This window comes from Streptomyces sp. NPDC005402, from assembly GCF_040606575.1.
Classification (GTDB): Bacteria; Actinomycetota; Actinomycetes; order Streptomycetales; family Streptomycetaceae; genus Streptomyces.
On record NZ_JBEXFB010000019.1, the window covers coordinates 141,915 to 158,812 of the forward strand.

The 16,898-nt window shown below is 71.7% G+C and carries 13 protein-coding genes; 6 read left to right on the forward strand and 7 right to left on the reverse strand.

Annotated elements, in window-relative coordinates; translation table 11 throughout:
* Positions 1-77: 77 nt before the first annotated feature.
* The 3 genes from ABZT02_RS31930 to ABZT02_RS31940 all read right to left on the reverse strand — a co-directional run bounded on the left by ABZT02_RS31930 (position 78) and on the right by ABZT02_RS31940 (position 3,317).
* Entirely contained in the window at positions 78-1,049 is a 972-nt protein-coding gene (locus ABZT02_RS31930) for a hypothetical protein (RefSeq protein ID WP_356023645.1), read from the reverse strand.
* 109 nt (positions 1,050-1,158) lie between these two features.
* Positions 1,159-2,163, reverse strand: coding sequence for an alcohol dehydrogenase catalytic domain-containing protein (locus ABZT02_RS31935; protein ID WP_356023647.1), 1,005 nt, complete (start codon positions 2,161-2,163; stop codon positions 1,159-1,161).
* Complete coding sequence (locus ABZT02_RS31940; RefSeq protein ID WP_356023649.1) at positions 2,160-3,317, reverse strand: mandelate racemase/muconate lactonizing enzyme family protein; 1,158 nt, start codon at positions 3,315-3,317, stop codon at positions 2,160-2,162. Before ABZT02_RS31940 ends, ABZT02_RS31935 begins: the two co-directional genes overlap by 4 nt.
* A gap of 301 nt (positions 3,318-3,618) precedes the next feature.
* On the opposite strand from ABZT02_RS31940, the gene ABZT02_RS31945 reads away from it, so the two are divergent.
* On the forward strand, positions 3,619-4,692 hold the full coding sequence (locus ABZT02_RS31945; RefSeq protein WP_356023651.1) for a hypothetical protein: 1,074 nt from the start codon (positions 3,619-3,621) through the stop codon (positions 4,690-4,692).
* A gap of 60 nt (positions 4,693-4,752) precedes the next feature.
* Here the strand turns inward: ABZT02_RS31945 and ABZT02_RS31950 are convergent, their stop codons facing one another.
* Positions 4,753-8,739, reverse strand: a complete 3,987-nt coding sequence (locus ABZT02_RS31950; RefSeq protein WP_356023653.1) for a CHAT domain-containing tetratricopeptide repeat protein — start codon at positions 8,737-8,739, stop codon at positions 4,753-4,755.
* A gap of 43 nt (positions 8,740-8,782) precedes the next feature.
* On the opposite strand from ABZT02_RS31950, the gene ABZT02_RS31955 reads away from it, so the two are divergent.
* On the forward strand, positions 8,783-9,127 hold the full coding sequence (locus tag ABZT02_RS31955) for a hypothetical protein (RefSeq protein WP_356023655.1): 345 nt from the start codon (positions 8,783-8,785) through the stop codon (positions 9,125-9,127).
* Positions 9,128-9,132: 5 nt separating this feature from the next.
* Positions 9,133-10,044 (forward strand): hypothetical protein, encoded by a 912-nt coding sequence (locus ABZT02_RS31960; protein ID WP_356023657.1) that lies wholly within the window; start codon positions 9,133-9,135, stop codon positions 10,042-10,044.
* Positions 10,045-10,092: 48 nt separating this feature from the next.
* Here ABZT02_RS31960 and ABZT02_RS31965 read toward each other — a convergent pair whose 3' ends face one another.
* Positions 10,093-10,527 (reverse strand): MarR family transcriptional regulator, encoded by a 435-nt coding sequence (locus ABZT02_RS31965; RefSeq protein ID WP_356023659.1) that lies wholly within the window; start codon positions 10,525-10,527, stop codon positions 10,093-10,095.
* Between the two features lie 91 nt (positions 10,528-10,618).
* Between ABZT02_RS31965 and ABZT02_RS31970 the strand changes: the two genes are divergently transcribed.
* On the forward strand, positions 10,619-11,617 hold the full coding sequence (locus ABZT02_RS31970) for an NADP-dependent oxidoreductase (RefSeq protein WP_356023661.1): 999 nt from the start codon (positions 10,619-10,621) through the stop codon (positions 11,615-11,617).
* Positions 11,618-11,714: 97 nt separating this feature from the next.
* Entirely contained in the window at positions 11,715-12,137 is a 423-nt protein-coding gene (locus ABZT02_RS31975) for an organic hydroperoxide resistance protein (RefSeq protein ID WP_356023663.1), read from the forward strand.
* A gap of 65 nt (positions 12,138-12,202) precedes the next feature.
* Here ABZT02_RS31975 and ABZT02_RS31980 read toward each other — a convergent pair whose 3' ends face one another.
* Together ABZT02_RS31980 and ABZT02_RS31985 are read right to left on the reverse strand one after the other, a co-directional pair.
* The gene (locus ABZT02_RS31980) at positions 12,203-13,354 is read right to left on the reverse strand and encodes a serine hydrolase domain-containing protein (protein WP_356023665.1); all 1,152 of its coding nucleotides are present in this window, start codon (positions 13,352-13,354) and stop codon (positions 12,203-12,205) included.
* 15 nt (positions 13,355-13,369) lie between these two features.
* Positions 13,370-15,904 (reverse strand): M14 family zinc carboxypeptidase, encoded by a 2,535-nt coding sequence (locus ABZT02_RS31985; RefSeq protein WP_356023667.1) that lies wholly within the window; start codon positions 15,902-15,904, stop codon positions 13,370-13,372.
* Positions 15,905-16,076: 172 nt separating this feature from the next.
* Between ABZT02_RS31985 and ABZT02_RS31990 the strand changes: the two genes are divergently transcribed.
* Positions 16,077-16,880, forward strand: a complete 804-nt coding sequence (locus tag ABZT02_RS31990) for an EI24 domain-containing protein (RefSeq protein WP_356023669.1) — start codon at positions 16,077-16,079, stop codon at positions 16,878-16,880.
* Positions 16,881-16,898: the final 18 nt, after the last annotated feature.

The following is a 16,898-nucleotide window of genomic DNA, read 5'->3' on the forward strand; positions in this document are numbered from 1 at the left end:
GCTCGGACCGAGGGGAAGAGGTGTGTGGGATTGTGTGTGACTGCGTCTGCTTTTGTGAAGGGAGTCTGTCCCAAACGTTATGAGGGTGTTTCGAAACGCTTCAGCGCACCAGGCAGTCGCGAGCCGAGCGGCGCCATGTCGCCGTCCGCTCCGTGCCGTGCGAGCAGGTCCAGGGCGAGCCGGCCCCGGCGTACCCGTTCCCGGGCCGTGTTCAGGGTCAGATCGCGCATGTGGTGCCCGTACGGGTAGATCCCCGGGGCCTTGGACAGGCCGAACTTCAGGTAGAGCGGCGCGCCGCGCCTGATCAGTTCGGCGACCTCGTACATCCGTACATAACCGCCGAGGTCGTCGGGCGCCTCGATGTACATGTCCATCGGAGCGGCCGACACTCGCCGGATCTCGGTGAGATGGTCGAGCGTCAGATCGCTGGGCACGTTGATGGAGTCGGCGCCCAGGTTCTCGTAGACCGCGTACGCGGCCGGGTTGACCGGACCGATGAGCGCGCTCAGCTTCAGGGTGGTCTCGGCCGGGATGATCCCGGCGGCACGCGCCCGGTGCAGCGTCCACAGCACGCCCTCGTCGGCGACGAGGAGGCACTGGACGCCCAACTCGGTTGCGCGGACGGCGTCCTCGACGCAACCGGCGACCGCGTCGTGGCCCCGGGCCCGCAGGCCCGCGCCGCGCGAGTCGGTGCGCGTCGAGCCGCCGATGTCCCAGGTGCCGCGCGGGCCGGTGAACAGACAGAGCTCGATGTCCCGCTCGCCCGTCGCCTCGACCATCTCGGTGATCTCGGCGTCGGTCAGCATCCACACACCGCTGCCCTGGCTGATCCGGTGGATCGGCACGTCGAGCCGCGAGGCTTCCTTCAGGACGACGGCCAGCGCCTCCGGCCCCTCGCACGAGGGGATCTCGGTGCGCCAGCGGCCGCCGCCGGGGAACGTGTGCGGTGAGGCGTCGGCGGGGTCGAGGGCGGGCGCGCCCAGGCCGAGCGCGGTGAGCGCCTGCTCACCGGGGCGGCGGGCCGCCGTGGCGGAAGCGTCGGTCGTCACAAGCTGTCCTTTGTGTTCGATATGTCGGACGAGGTTCGCGGCTCAAGTCGTGCGGGGCTTGGGTGTACGCCGGTACGGGGTGGTCAGGTCACCCCGTACCGGCGTACGTCTAGGGGCGGAGCAGCACCTTCCCGACCTTCGGATCACCGGACCCGACCAGTTCGATCGCCTCCGGGAAGCCGTCGAGCGGCAGCTCGTGCGTCACCAGCGGCAGCGGATCGAGCAGGCCGGCCCCGAAGACCCGCACCGTGTGCGCCCAGGCGTCCGGCGGGGCCCCGAAGACGGTGTGCACCTCCAGCTGCCGTACGACCAGGTCCGTCGGGTCGAGACCCTCGGCGCCCGGCGCCGGGATGCCCGTCAGGACCAGCCGTCCGCCGCGCCTGAGCAGGGAGGCGGCGGTGGTCGCGGCGGACGCGGACCCGGCGGTCTCGATGACGACGTCGAAGTCGTCGGGGAGCTCCTGGGCCCTGGTACGGAAGTCGGTGGCACCGAAAGCTTTCGAAAGCTCCGCCCGGTCGGGGCGGGTCCCTACCACCAGCAGCTCGGCGGGCGAGCCCGCCTTCAGGAACTGAACGGCGAACATGCCGAGCGTTCCGGTCCCCACCACGGCCACGCGCTCGCCCGGCAGGGCGTTCGCCTTGAGCGCGGCGGCCGCGATGCACGCGGCCGGCTCCAGCAGGGCCGCCGCCGTCAGGTCGGCGTCGTCCGGCAGGATGTGGAGCAGGCGTGCGGGCAGGGTGAGCGTGGTGGCCATCGCACCCGGCTGGGTGAACCCGGTCTCCTCGTACCCGGCCGTGCACAAGGTCGTCTCGCCCGCGTGGCAGCGGTCACAGACCTGGCAGTTGCGGAAGCCCTCACCGACGACCTTGCGGCCGACAAGAGTTGAAGGCACACCCGCACCGACCGCCTCGACCGTCCCGGACCATTCATGGCCCGGAGTGAGGGGATATCGGACGTATCCCTCGGGTCGGTTGCCCTGGTACACCTCGCGGTCGCTGCCGCAGATGCCGACCGCGTGGACGCGCACCAGCGCCTCGCCGGCCGCGGGCTCACGAGGGGCGTGATCGTCGAGCCGGTGCTCGCCGGGCCCCTCGATGACGACCTGCGAACTCACTTGGTTCCCTTGGGCTTGCGCTGCTCCCAGCCCTCGGCCCACAGGTCGAACCGGGCCTGCTGCTGCGGGAACTCCGCGGCGGCGTCCACGTCCAGCTCGACACCGAGCCCGGGCGCGTCGGAGAGGTGGAAGTAGCCGTCCACGACCTGCGGGGCGCCCTTGACGACCTTCTTGATGTCCGCGTCGGCGAAGTCGTTGAAGTGCTCGAGGATCTTGAAGTTGGGAGAGGTGAAGCCGACCTGCAGCGAGGCGGCGGTCAGCACCGGCCCGCCCACGTTGTGCGGGGCGACCAGCATGTAGTGGGTCTCGGCGGTGGCGGCCAGCTTCCGGGTCTCCCAGATGCCGCCGATGTGGCCGACGTCGGGCTGGATGATGTCCACGGCCTGGCTCTCGAAGAGCTCGCGGAACTCGATGCGGTCGTGGATCCGTTCACCGGTGGCGACCGGGATGTCGACCTTGGCGGCGACCTTCTCCAGCGCCTTCAGGTTCTCCGGCGGCACCGGCTCCTCCAGCCACGCGGGCTTGAAGGGCGCGAGGTCCTTGGCCAGCCGGACGGCGGTCGACGGCGAGAACCGGCCGTGCATCTCCAGCATCAGCTCGGCGTCCGGGCCGATGGCGTCGCGGACGGCCTCGATGAGCGAGACGGCGTACAGGCTCTGCTCGTGGTCCAGCTCGAAGTGGCCGGTACCGAACGGGTCGATCTTGAGCGCCTTGTACCCGCGCTCCATGACCCCGCGGGCGGCCTTGTGGTACGCCTCGGGCGTGCGCTCCGTGGTGTACCAGCCGTTGGCGTAGGCCTTGACCTTGTCGGTGACCTTGCCGCCCAGGAGCTGCCAGACCGGCACGCCGAGGGCCTTGCCCTTGATGTCCCAGCAGGCCATCTCGATGACGGCGATGCCGGACATGACGATCTCGCCGGCCCGACCGTAGTCGCCGTACTTCATCCTCTTGACGAGGTCCTCGACAGCGAACGGGTCGGAGCCGAGAATGTGATTGGTCTCGGCCTCCCGCAGGTAGCCGATCAGCGCGTCGGTGTGTCCCAGCATCCGGGTCTCGCCGACTCCGGTGATGCCTTCGTCGGTGTGCACCTGGACGTAGGTCAGGTTGCGCCACGGCGTCCCGACCACGTGTGTGCTGATTCCGGTGATGCGCACGGCGATTGCCCCTCGTTGCTTCGTCGGTCAGTGACGTCTGTTCGAAATTTCGTCACACGTTCGAAATGCTGACGTGACAGTAAGGAGGGGGTGAGGGGAGTGTCAATGGGTCGAACGCATAACGGTTTCGACACTGCTTTCGACACGGCTTTCGACGTCGGTTTCGGCGAGATCGGGAGGGATGCCCGAACGGTCCCTGGCGGACCCCTCAACTCGCCGTGCCGGAACGGGTAGTTCCGCACACAACCTTCACAGGCGTGACTATGAAAGCCAGGTGAGAGGAACTTAGTCTTCCCGCGTCATGGACTACTGCGACCCGTGCCGACGGCACCTCAATGGCGCCCTCGCCTGCCCGGGGTGCGGCACCTCCATCGAAGAGCTACGCGCGTACACCCCCCGCGTACCGGCCCAGGCCCAGCCGCAGGAGCCCCCGGCGTACGCGGCCTACGGGGCTTACGGGGCCGAGGGGCAGTACGGCGCCGGGGCCGGAGGTTCGCTCGCGGGCCATGAGGTGACACCGTACGCGGGAGAGGCCCCCGGTTCCGCCCCGTACGGCACGCACGGCGGGGGCGACCTCCACGGGGCGTGCGGCACGGCCGGGCAGGGTGACATGGCGTACGGCGGAGACGGCCATGAGGGCGCCCCGTGCGCGGGTGATCCTCTAGGCGCCGGCCCGGAGGCCGAGACCGGCGCCGCTGTGGGCAGCAGCCCCGCCGAGGAGGCCGTGGAACCGACCGGTGGCCGAGCGTCACGGCGGCGCGCACGCGGCCGTGGTGGCCGGAGCGCCGAGGACGCGGACGGCGCCGGGGAACCCGAGGACGCGCCCGGCGGCGAGTACGACGACGGCGGCGAGGGCGACCCCGACGACCCCGACGACCCCGTAGGCGGAGCCAGTCGTCGCGATCGCAAAGCCGCAGCGCACCGCCGACGCCGCCGCCGGACCCTGCTGATCGCCGCCGGCTTCGTGCTCGCGGCCGGTGGTCTGAGCCTCGCGGAGCTGGGCATGGACGCCCCGGGATCCTCTCCCAAGCCGGCCGCGGCGGGCGGGGAGTCGGCGGAGGGCGGCGCCTCCCCGGAGGCGAGCGCGTCGGCGTCGACGGACGCCGGCTCCGGCGCCACCGTTCCCTCGGGCTCGCCTTCCCCGTCGACCTCCGAGTCCCCGTCGCCGTCCGCGTCCAAGAGCGGGGACGCCGACGCGAGCAAGAGCCCCGAAGCCCAGTCGGCGACCACCAGGCCTCCTGGCGCGTCGACCCCCGCCGCCACGCCCACGTCCACGAGCGGCGGCTCGGCCCCCACCGTCACCCCCACCAGCGCGGCCCCGAGCCCGGACCCGTCCCCGACGGAGTGCGACCGCTTTCTGTGGTGGTGCACGTAGGGCTTCGCTTGTGTGAAGTCGGGATGGCCGTCGCTCGGGCGTGCCCGGGGGAGGACTCCGCTAGGGCCCGCTGTGGATCAGCGTCGCCCACAGGTGCGGTCGGCCGGGATGCTCGTCGCGCAGGTCCTGGATGACGCGATGGAGGACGGTCGCCGCGTCATCGGCGGACGGAGTGTCCGGCATCAGCCGGTAGAAGCGCTCGGCCGCGCCGGCCGCGACGCGGTCGTCCAGCGGCCAGAGACTCGCGACGACGTGCCGGAACCCGGCCAGCTGGAACGCGGAGGCAAGGTGGATGGACTCGTCCGCGTGCCGTCGGCCGACGTGTCCGGTGGAGCACGCGGACAGGTAGGCCAGCTCGGCCTCGTGGAGGTCGCGGCGGCCGATCACCGCGATGGACAGCACGCCGTCGTGCAGATGAAGCCCGCCCTCGGACGGAGTGTCGGGGTCGGTGCCGGCGTGACAGGCGAAGTGCGCCCAGCTCGCCTCGGGGAGCGCGCCGGTCACCCGGGCGGCGGTGGCCCGCTCGTTGGTGAGCAACGGCATGTCGGGATGGGCCGCGTGCAGGCTCGCCGCCTCGGCGGCGGTGGCCGGCAGGTCCGGCAGCCCCGGGGTCCGGTCGAGGGCGACGGTGAGCCGGCGCAGGGCCGTCGCAGCCGGACGTCGGTGGGCACGGGCCAGGGTCCGCAGAGTGGGCGTGTACGACGAGACCACCCGGTCGAGCGCCCCGGCCCGGCCGGGGTGTCCGGCCGCGTGCAGCGGCAGCAGCCCGAGCGGTCCGGTCGGCATCCACCACACGCGGGGGAGTGCTCCGTCGTCCGGCCGGAGCCGGTGTTCGACCGCGTCGAGGACCGGCTCGACCGCCGTGTCCCACAGTCGGCCGAGCAGCTCCGTCAGCACCCGTTGCCGGCGCAGCTCGCCGGTGAACGACCCGGCGTCGTGTGTCGCTTCCGTCAACTCGGCGGCCCATGCCTCGACTTCGGTCAGCCGCAGGTCGGGCAGCGGTACCAGCAGCGGGGGCCCGTCGGCGGTGACGACGATGCCGTCGCACCGCTGCAGTCCGGCGTTGAGCAGCACGACCGCCCCGCCGGTGGCGGTCGGCCGCAGCTCGCTCCACGTCGGCGGGAGCAGGAACCGGTCCAGGCCCGGCAGGCTGCGGATCTCCGTCAGCACGGCGTCGTGCTCGGCCCACAGCTTTTTGCGCCGGTCGACGTGATCGAGGTCCTGGCCGTCGGGCGTGGCCATGGCCGGGGGGTCCGGCGCGTTGAGGGCAGTACGGACGCGGCTCAGACGGCGGGCCAGGGCGGGATGCCCGGCCTCCAGGTCGGCGAGGGGTGTCCGCAGCGCCAGCCGCGAGGTCAGCAGGACCGACCGGCCCAGCTCACCGGCCTGGACCGCGCCGCCCGGGTCGTCGAGGGCACAGTGCGCGGCGATCGTCTCGCCGACCAGTCCACGGTTCGCGCCGAGGCGGTATTCGTGGTCCGCCGACGAGGTCTCCCGCGCCGCGACCGACGGCAGCAACTCCACCGCCGTGTCGAACAGCAGCCGGGCGGTGTGCGGTTCGTCCAGTACGTAGGCGAGCCGGCCCACCGCCCAGCAGGCGCGGAGTCGGTCGAGCGGGGGCGACGTCGTGGCCGCGAGCGCCTCCTGCGCGAGCCGGGCGATCCGTGACCGGTCGAGGGCGCCGTCGGTGTCCCACCGCCTTCTGTAACAGGCCCCGAGGAAGTAGATGCGCGCGGCCCGGTCGGGATGGTCGCCGGGGGTGATCGCGACCGCCTGTTCCGCGGCCTCGACGGCGCGGTCGAGGTCGGACGGTTCGCCGGTCCGCTGGAACCGCAGCCGGTGGGCGTTGCCGAGGTTGAACAGATGCTGCGCGCGGCCCGGATGGCCGACCGGGACTGCGGCGGCCGCCTCCCGCGCGAGGTCGACCGCGCGGTCGAGGTCGGCCGGATCGCCGGCGTGTTCGTACCGCATCTGATGGGCCCGCACGAGGTTGTACAGGCGCAGCAGCCGGTCGGGATGGTCGGCAGGGGTGGCCGCGAGCGCCCGGAGCGCGAGGTCGACGGCGTTGTCGAAGTCGGGCCGCTTGCGGCTCCGCTGGGAACGCGCCCCGTAGGCGACCCCGAGGTTGGACAGCCAGGTGGCCCGGCCGGGGTGGTCGTTCGGCGTGGCGGCCACGGCCTGTTCGTAATACGCGACGGCCCGGTCCAGGTCGTGGAGGCTGCCGCTGTGCCCGAACCGTTGATTGAGGGCGGTGCCGAGGTTGTTCAGGTGCATCGCGCGGTTCGGATGGTCCTCGGGTGTGGCGGCCACCGCGCGTCGGCCGGCGTCGATGGCCGCATCCATGTCGGACGACTCCCCGGTGCGGGCGAACCTGGACCAGTGGGCGAGGCCGAGGTTCGACAGGCGGTACGCGACATCCGGGTGGTCGGTGGGCGTGGTGGCCACGGCCTGTTCGTGATGCGCGACGGCCTGGTCCAGATCGGCCACGTCCCCCAGCCGTTCGAACCGCCCCCGCAGGGCCGCCCCGAGGTTGTTCAGGGCGGTCGCGCGGAACGGGTGATCGACGGGTACGGCGGCGACCGATCTCTGCAGGCTCTCGACGGCCCGGTGCATGTCGACGGGGTTTCCGTTCCGGTCGAATCGCGCGTCGTACGCGGCACCGAGGTTGGACAGGAGGGTCGCGCGGTCCGGGTGGTCGGTGGGCGTGGCGGTGACGGCCTGTTCGTAGTACGCGACGACACGGTCCAGATCCCCCACCTCGCCCAGCCGTTCGAACCGCGCGTGGTACACGACACCCAGGTTGGACAGGAACGTCGCGAACTGGTGGTGTCCCCGGGGCGCCGTGGCGACGGCCCGGCCGAGGTGGCCGATGGCCCGGTCCAGGTCGGCCACCTCGCCGAGCCGCTCGAACCGCGCGTGGTACGCCATGCCGAGGTTGGACAGGTAGGTGGCGCCGCCGGGCGCGTCGTCCGGGGCGGCGGCCACCGCGTGTTCGTGGTGGCCGATGGCCCGGTCCAGGTCCGCCAGGCTCCCGGTCCGCTCGAAGCGGGCGTGATAGGCGACGGCGAGGTTGGACAGGGTGGTCAGCCGATACGGGCTGCCCGTGTCGGCGGCGGCCTGTTCCCCGAACCCGATGGCGCGGTCCAGGTCCGCCCGGCGGCCCGCCCGTCCGAACCGTGCCCAGTAGGCGGTGCCGAGGTTGGTCAGGACGGTCGGCCGGTGCGGGGAGCCGGCGGGGCTGACGGCCAGCGCGCGCTCGCCGGTGTCGATCGCGCGGTCCAGGTCCGCGAGGTGTCCGCTTCCCTCGAAGCGCCGCAGGTGCCCCGTGGCGAGGTTGGTCAGGGTCGTCGCCCGGTTGGGGGAGTCGGCGGGGCTGACGGCCAGCGCGCGCTCGCCGGTGTCCATGGCGCGGTCCAGGTCCGCGAAATGCCTGGTCCTCTCGAAGCGCAGCAGGTAGCCCGAGGCGAGGTCGGTCAGGATGGTCTGCCGGTGCGGGGAGTCGGCGGGGGCGGCGGCCAGCGCGCGCTCGTCGGAGTCGATGGCGCGGTCCAGGTTCGGGAGGTGCCCGGTCCTCTGGAACCGCAGCAGATGGCCCGTGGCCAGAGTGGCCAGGTGGAACGCCTTGTTCAGGTCGGCGCCGGTCGCGACGACGGCCCGTTCCCCGAACTCGATGACCCCGTCCAGGTCGTTCGGGTGCCCGACCCGCTGGTACCGGAGGAGATGGGTGGCGCTGAGGTTGCCCAGGATCAGCGCGGAGTTCGGGTTGCCGACCTGGAGGTCGGCCACGGCCTGCCGCCCGATGCCGATCGACTGGTCGGCGTCGTCCTCCCGTCCCGTCAGCGCGTACAGCGCCCGGTGGGTCTCGGCGAGGTTGTACAGACGGGTGGCACGGTGGGGATGGTACGGCGGTGTCAGGGCGAGGACGCTCCGGAACAACGAGACGCAGCGGACCAGCAGGGCCGTGTCACCGGCTCGGGTGGCCGCGTCCAGAAGGTCGACCGCCTGTTGATTCAGCTGCTCCGGATCGAGCCGGTGGTCGGAGGACATCGCCCATGAGACTATCGGCCGACTGACGGAAGGGGGAGCCCTGTTGGACGCCGAACGATCGGCCCTGACCACGCTGTGCAAGGAGTTCGACGCGCTGATCGGCGAGACCAGGCTGCACTCCGCGGCACGTCAGGAACTGCTGGAACGGATCGTGACCGAGGCACGGGCCCGGCGCCCGGTGCTCGCTCTGCTGGGCCAGTTGCTGAACACCGACCGTGAGACCACGCTGCGCACGCTCGCCACGGGACTGCCGGGAGCCGGGTCGGGCACCGCCCGGCAGGAGAGGTTCCGCTGCCCGGACGGCGCCTGTGACCGGACGGCGGTGCCGCCACCGGCGGGTGCGATCCCGCGCTGCGCGGTCATGGGCCGGCCCATGGAGCGGGGGTAGCGCACGTGGGCGGTTTCTTCCAGCAGTTGGCCAAGACGCTGGCCGACCGGTGGATCAGCCTGCTCGTGCTGCCCGGTGCGTTCTTCCTCGGCGCGGTGTGGGTGTCCCTCGCCCTCGGCCAGGCCGACGCGTGGAACGTCGCGCTGCTGACCCGGCAGGCCGATGACGGCATGTCCACGGTCGCCGACCTGCCGAGCGGGGCGCAGGCACTCCTCGTCGTAGCCGTACTCGCGGCCGCCTCCGGTGTCGGCTTCGTCGTGCAGGCGCTGGCCGCGGTCACCCGGCGTGTCTGGCTGGGACCGTGGCCCCGCCCCTTCACCCCCATCGCGGTGGCGCGTACGGCGCGCCGACGGGCGCGGTGGCACCGGCTCGTCGAGGAACGCCGGGCGCTCGAAGCCGTGAACCCGGCCACCCGCACCCGCGAGCAGCAGGACCGGATCGACACCGCGGCCCACCGCGTCACCCGGCTGGCCATGGCCGAGCCGGGCAGGCCGACCTGGATGGGTGACCGGATCCACGCCGTGGAGTCGATCGCGTACCACCGCTACGGACTCGACCTGGCCTACGGCTGGTCCCGGCTCTGGCTGGTCGTCCCCGACCCCGCACGGACCGAACTCACCGCCGCGCACTCGGCGTTCGCCGCCGCGGTGGCCACCGGAACCTGGGCCGTGCCCTACCTCCTGCTCACCGTGGTGTGGTGGCCCGCCGTGCTGGTCGCCGCGGGCATCGGGCTGACCGGGTGGGCCCGGGCCCGCGCCGCCGTAGCCGATCTCACCACCCTGACCGAGGCCACCCTCGACCTGCACGGCCGTACGCTGGCGGCCGCGCTGGGGATCGGTGACGCGACGCAGGAAACCGGTCCGCTGACGATCAGCGAGGGCGAGCGCATCACCGACCTGGTACGCAAGGGCCGCTAGCCGGCAGTCGGCCGACGCGACCCCGGCAGCGCGGGCAGGCGTCCCCGGTCACGCCTCCAGCATCCGCCGCAACAGGTCCCGCAGAGACGTCCGCTCCCCTTCCGACAACCCCGCGAGCGGCGCCCGGGCGAACCGCAGCCCCTCCCGCAGCTCCCGCGCCACCTGAAGCCCCGCCTCCGTCACCGCCGCCACCTTGACCCGCCGGTCCGCCGGGTCGGGCCGTCGCTCCACCAGCCCGCGTGACTCCAGCCGGTCCACTATCCCGGTGACGTTCGACGGCTCGCACTTCAGTTTCTGGGCCAGTTTGCGCATGGGCAGCGGCTCCAGGGACAGCAGACTCAGCAGCCGTGCCTGCGCCCCGGTGAGGGCGTGCGCCGCGGCCGCGTCCTCGTAGTCCGAGTGGAAGCGGGCCACCACGTCCCCGATGAGCTCCAAGACTTCCATGGTCAGCGGGTCGGGCCGGGTCTTGTGAGGAGTGGGCATGGGATCCAGGATACCCCTTTACTTGACAACCTGAAATATTCAGAGGCATGGTTGTTTCAGGTACTGAAGCAAATGGAAAGGTCCAGGCATCATGATCAACCGCGAATGGCACCTCGTCTCCCGACCCGTCGGCTGGCCCAAGCCCGAGGACTTCGCCCTGGTCGAAGCCGAGGTCCCGACCCCCGGTGAGGGCCAGGTGCTGGTCCGCAACAAGTACCTCTCCGTCGACCCGTACATGCGCGGCCGCATGAGCGCCGCGAAGTCGTACACCGCCCCCTTCGAGCTCGGCAAGGTCATGCAGGGCGGCGCGGTCGGCGAGGTCGTGGAGTCCAAGGCCGAGGGCATCGCCGTGGGTGATCACGTCCTGCACTTCTTCGGCTGGCGCGAGCACGCGGTCATGGACGCGAAGCACGCCGTCAAGGTGGACGCCGACGCGGCCCCCCTGTCGACGTACCTCGGCGTCCTCGGCATGACCGGCCTCACCGCCTACGCCGGCCTCCTGCGCACCGCCTCCTTCAAGGAGGGCGACTCGGTCTTCGTCTCCGGCGCCGCGGGTGCCGTCGGCAGCCAGGTCGGCCAGATCGCCAAGCTCAAGGGCGCCTCCCGGGTCATCGGCTCGGCCGGCTCCGACGAGAAGGTCAAGCTGCTGGTCGAGGAGTACGGCTTCGACGCCGCCTTCAACTACAAGAACGGCAAGGTCAGCGACCAGCTGCGCGAGGCGGCCCCGGACGGTGTCGACGTCTACTTCGACAACGTCGGTGGCGACCACCTGGAGGCCGCCATCGGTTCCCTCAACGAGGGCGGCCGGATCGCGGTCTGCGGCATGATCTCCGTCTACAACAACACGGAGGCCGCCCCCGGCCCGCGCAACCTCGCCCGCCTGATCCAGACCCGCGGCCGCATCGAGGGCTTCCTGGTCGGCGACCACTACGACCTCCAGCCGGAGTTCGTCGCCGAGGTCGGCCCGTGGGTGGCGTCCGGGCAGCTCAAGTACCGCGAGACGGTCGTCGAGGGCATCGAGAACAACCTGGAGGCGTTCCTCGGGGTCCTGCGTGGCGACAACACCGGAAAGATGATCGTCAAGCTCTGACATCCGCAAGGTTTTTCCGTCATGCGGTAAGTTCTTTCCGAAATCCACTGTCGATCGTGGGCGCGAGTCGCGGTGGACCGAGGAGGAAGACAACCGCATGCCGGAAATCCAGCAGTCCGACGTCCTGTACACGGCCGTCGCCACCGCCGAGAACGGTCGCGACGGCCGTGTCACCACCGACGACGGCAGGCTCGACGTGGTCGTCAACCCGCCCGAGGAAATGGGCGGCAGCGGCACCGGCACCAATCCGGAGCAGCTCTTCGCCGCCGGCTACAGCGCCTGCTTCCAGGGCGCCCTCGGCGTCGTCGCCCGCCAGGAGAAGGCCGACATCTCCGGCTCGACGGTCACCGCGAAGGTCGGCATCGGCAGGAACTCCGACGGCTTCGGCCTGATCGTCGAGATATCGGCGAGCATCCCGAACGTCGACACGGACACCGCCAGGGCCCTGCTCGAGAAGGCCCACCAGGTCTGCCCGTACTCGAAGGCGACCCACGGGAACATCTCCGTGACCCTTGCCTGACGGAGCTCGTTGGTCGTACAGGCAGAGCCCGCACCCCTGGACGTGGGGTGCGGGCTCCGTCCTTCTCACACGGCCAGAGCCGCCCCGTGCACGGCCCTCACGAACCGCTCGTTCTCCGGCGCCGCGCCGCCCGGGAACGCCATCCGGCGACGGGTGTAGCCGTAGGCCAGACCGCTGCGGGGATCGGCGAAGGCCTGGGAGCCGGCGGCGCCGCTGTGACCGAAGGAACCGGCACCGAGGAACGGGTACCACATGTCGGCCGTGGCCTGGAAGCCCAGGCCGTAGGACTTGTGGGCCCGGGCCACCAGGTCGTAGCCGACGGACTGGATCTGGCCCACCTCGGCGATGGTGTCCGGCTTCAACAGGGGCGGCCGGTCGGCCACTTCACTGATCGCCGCCGCGTACATCCCGGCCAAACCCCGGGCGGCCGCCACTCCGCCCGCCGACGCCGGCCCCTTCGCCCGTACGGCACGGGAGTTGGCGTAGTCCACCAGGTCGCCCGGATCCGGTACCTGCTGGTTGAAGGCGATCGCGGTCAGGGTGTGCGGGCCCGTCGGCGCCGCGTCCAGCAGGGCCTGCTGCTCGGCGGTCGGGACCATCGGCTGCACGGAGCGGTAACGGGGCTCCAGTGCCTCGGGCAGCCCCAGGTGGAAGTCCAGCCCGTACGGCGCCCGGATCCGCTCCTCGTACACCTCCTGGAGCGTGCGGCCCGTCGCCCGCCGTACGATCTCGCCGCTGAGCGCGCCGATCACCAGCGCGTGGTAACCGAAGGCCGTGCCGGGGCGCCAGAACGGCTTCTGGTCCGCGAGCCGTTCCGCCACCGCCCGGTCGTCCGTCAGCTCCTGCGTGGTGAACCCGGCGTCCAGGCCGACCACCCCGGCCCGGTGCGCCAGCAGATCCCGCAGGCTCAGCTGACCCTTGCCCTCGGCGCCGAACTCCGGCCAGTAGTAGGTCACTTTGCGGTCCAGCTCCAGCGTGCCCTCCTGGAGCAGGAGGGCGACCACCAGATGGGCGGCACCCTTGGTCGACGAGAACACGCCGTAGAGGGAGTCCGGTCCAGCGCCCTCACCGGCCCACAGGTCGACGACCCGCCTGCCGTGCACGTATGCACTCAACTGCCCCTCGTAGTCGGGCCGTTCGCCCGCCACGAAGGCGGTGAACTCCTCGCGCACCGCCTCGAAGCCGTTCGCGACGGTGCCGTGGATCTCCTGCGTCATCCGCTCTCCTCAACCTCAGCCGCTGCCGGCGTGTGCCATGGTGAACAACGCCCGTCCGACCTGGGCGAACTCTCCCTTGGGATGATCCCGGAAGAGGGGCTCGGTGCCGAACAGGACGGCTTGCGGGCCACTGACGACCGAGGCCTTTCCGGCCGCGGCGGCGGGACCGCCCGAGCCGTCCGGCAGCGGCCGCCAGTGCCCGGAGACCAGCGGGTTCCCGGAGGCGTACGACTGCTCGACACGCACCCCGGGACCGAGGTCGGTGAACCAGACCGGCGCGTAGACGAACCCGACGTCGGGGGAGCCCGGGGCCCCGGCCGTCACCGGACCCGACGTGACCAGGCGCACCACGCCGTTGGCGTCCCCGTTGCCCTCCACCGGCTTCGCGGCCAGCAGCCCCGTGTCCGTGCTCAGTTCGGCCCCGACCGTCCCGCGGCCCACGAGCCCGTGCCCGGCGCCCAGGAAGGCGTCGAGGGCGGTGCGGGCGCCGCTGGTGAGGGCGGCGCGGTCCAGCCCCGCCGACACGAACAGCACGTCCACCGACGACCAGTCGAAACCGGCGTTCAGGACGGCCGTCGAGACCGGGGTGACCTCGAAGTTCATCTCCCGCAGCGCGAACAGCTCGCCGGGGGTCACGGCGGCGGCCACGCGTGTGCGGTGCAGCTCGGCCGCGCCCTTCAGCCTCGTAGCGTCGAAGACCACGTCGAAAGTGCGGGCGGCTTCGGTGGCGAGGTCACGCGCCGACGCGGGCACGATCGCACTGCCGTCGGGGGCCCGGCGTACCGAAACCCCTTGTGCGAGCAGCGAGTTGAGTGCCGCGATCTCCTGCGGGTCGGTCAGCCGCAGCCGCAGGTCGCCGCGCGGGGCCACCTGACCGACGTGCGCGGCGGCCCGGACGGGCCTCAGGGGCGCACCGGCCGGACTCCCGGACGCCACCGGCGTGACCGTCGCGCCCCACAGCCGACCCAGGCTCCAGCCCGAGATGTCGTACATCACGGACACCTTGTCGCTGATGTCCCGCCCGTCCGCGAGCAGCGCGTTCGCCAGACCCCGCTTCGGCTGGCGCATGTCGACGACGTACGACCCCTTCGGGTACGTCCGTCCGCCGAGCCGTACGTCACGGTCGGCGCGGCCGACGCGGACGTCGTTGGCGAGGAGGTGGTCGACGAGACGGGCTGCGGCGGTCGAGCCCGACACAATCACGTAGGCGCGGGGGAAGTCGGTGGTGTACACGTCCTCGGGCCCGATGCCCGGCACCCCGGGGACCGTCTCCTCGGACACCGGCACCTGAGCGGCCCCCGCCGCCCCGCGCCGGAAGACCTCGATCTGGTCGGCGATCAGTGAAGCGCGCTTCTCCCGCACGAAGTCGAGGGTCGCCCTGATGGCCGCGCCCGCCACAGCCGTGTTGATCGCGGACCGGCGCCGCAGTTCCGCCACGGGCAGGCTGTCGTAGAGGGAGTTGTTGACGGCCAGCGGGATCTCGACGGTGTGCGCGGCGACCGTGCCGTGGAAGGCCGCGTACTGCGGGGTGAAGATCGGCGGCCAGTCGTCCCAGCCCTCCTCCTGGTCCCGGAAGGGGATCTGCGCGGGCTCGACACCGTCCTTCGCGGGCGTGTAGCCGAGGCCGTTGACGGCGGCCTCCATGCCGAGCGCGTTCGCGTAGGTGTTCTTCAGGAAGAGGTCGTACTCGTAGTTCTCGCCGTGCGGGGGAGTGGTGGGCTCGATGAGTGTGCCGTTGACGTAACCGTGCAGGTCGAGCAGGACGGCCGGCTGCTTGTCGATCTCGATCTGCCGCATCGCCCGCACCTCGGGCTGCGAGGCGGTCACGAAGTCCCGGTTCAGGTCGAAGCCGTTGGCGTTCGCCCGGGTTCCGGCGATACGGCCGTCCGGGTTGGCCGTGATGTTGAAGTACAGCCGGGAGTGGGCGAGTAAGTCCTTGGTGCGCTTGTCCTCGGCCGTCGCGAGCTGCTCGACGATCCGCAGGGAGGCGTCCGTGCCCTCCCACTCGTTGCCGTGGATGTTGTTGTTGAAGAAGACCGGCGCCTTGTAATCCGCCCTGACCGCCTTCGACTTGGCGGCGGTCGCGGGCGCGTTCTCGATGAGCTCGCGCATCCGCTCCTGGGCGCGGGCCTGGGCGGTGGTCTCCGGGGCGGTCACGGTGACGAGGTAGAGCCGGTGCCCGCCCGCCGAACGCCCGGCGACCTCGACGCTCACCCGGTCGCCCAGCCGTTGCAGGGCGTTCAGCCTCGGCGCGATCGCGTGGTACGGGGTGAGGCCCAGCTTGACGGACCTGTCCGCCGGGTTCACGGGGTCGGGGGTGAGGACCTGCTCGCGGGGATAGCCGCGCGTGGTGTCCGTGAAGCCGGTGCTCGGGGCGGTGAGCGCGCGCCGGGCGGCGCTCTCCGGGGCCCGGGCCACGCCCTGGTCGCCGGCGCTCTCGCGGGTGGGGGGCTCGGGGTCCGCGGTCGCGCTGTACGGGGTGAGCAGCAGTGCGCTCGTGAGGGCGATGAGCAGGACGGGTCTCGCAGGAACGGTTCTCGTGGTGTGCACGCGTACCTCCTCCGGGGCTTCCTGAGATCGGTACGGCGAGATGTACCTGTTCGACTCAACCGCAACAAGAGGGAGTTCGTGGCGCGGATGCCCCGGATGGCGCAAGTCGGGTGTCGGGACGGGGCATCCGGCCGTATCCGCAGTCCGAGGGCCACCCGATAGGGTGCGGGACATGCGTGATCTCGGGGCGGGTTTCCACTATCTCCTGAAGGGCCAGCGGTGGGTGGCCCGGCACGGCAAGCAGTACGGCTTCGGACTGATCCCGGGGCTGATCACCCTGGTGCTGTACGCGGCGGCACTGGTGGCCCTGGCGACCTGGGGCGGGGACGCGGTGTCCTGGTCGACCCCGTTCGCCGACGACTGGTCCAGCCCGTGGCAGGGCCTGTTCCGTGGCTTCCTCACCGTTGTCCTGTTCGCGTTGGCCCTCCTCCTGGCGGTCCTGACCTTCACGGCGGTCACCCTCCTCATCGGCCAGCCCTTCTACGAGAACCTCTCCGAGAAGGTCGACCGGGACGTCTCCCCGGACGGCACGGCCCCCGAGTCCGGCCTGCCGCTCTGGCGCGAGCTGTGGATCTCGGCGCGGGACAGCCTCCGTATCGTCGTCCGAGCCCTCCTGTGGGCGGTCCTGCTCTTCGCCCTGGGCTTCGTCCCGGTCGTCGGCCAGACGGTCGTCCCGGTGATGGGCTTCTTCGTGACCGGCTTCTTCCTCACCGAGGAGCTCACCGCGGTCGCCCTCCAGCGCCGAGGGGTGGACCTCCGGGCCCGCCTGACCCTCCTGCGCTCCCGCAAAACCCTGATCTGGGGCTTCGGCACCCCCCTCGGCCTGTCCTTCCTGGTCCCCTTCGTAGCGGTGTTCCTGATGCCGGGCGCGGTGGCGGGGGCGACGCTGATGGCACGGGAGCTGCTGGGGGAGGAGACAAGGGAGGGGGACGACGAGCCCGACGGGGAAGCGGTGCAGGGTGCACTCGGCGCCTGACCCGACGATCCGCCCTGC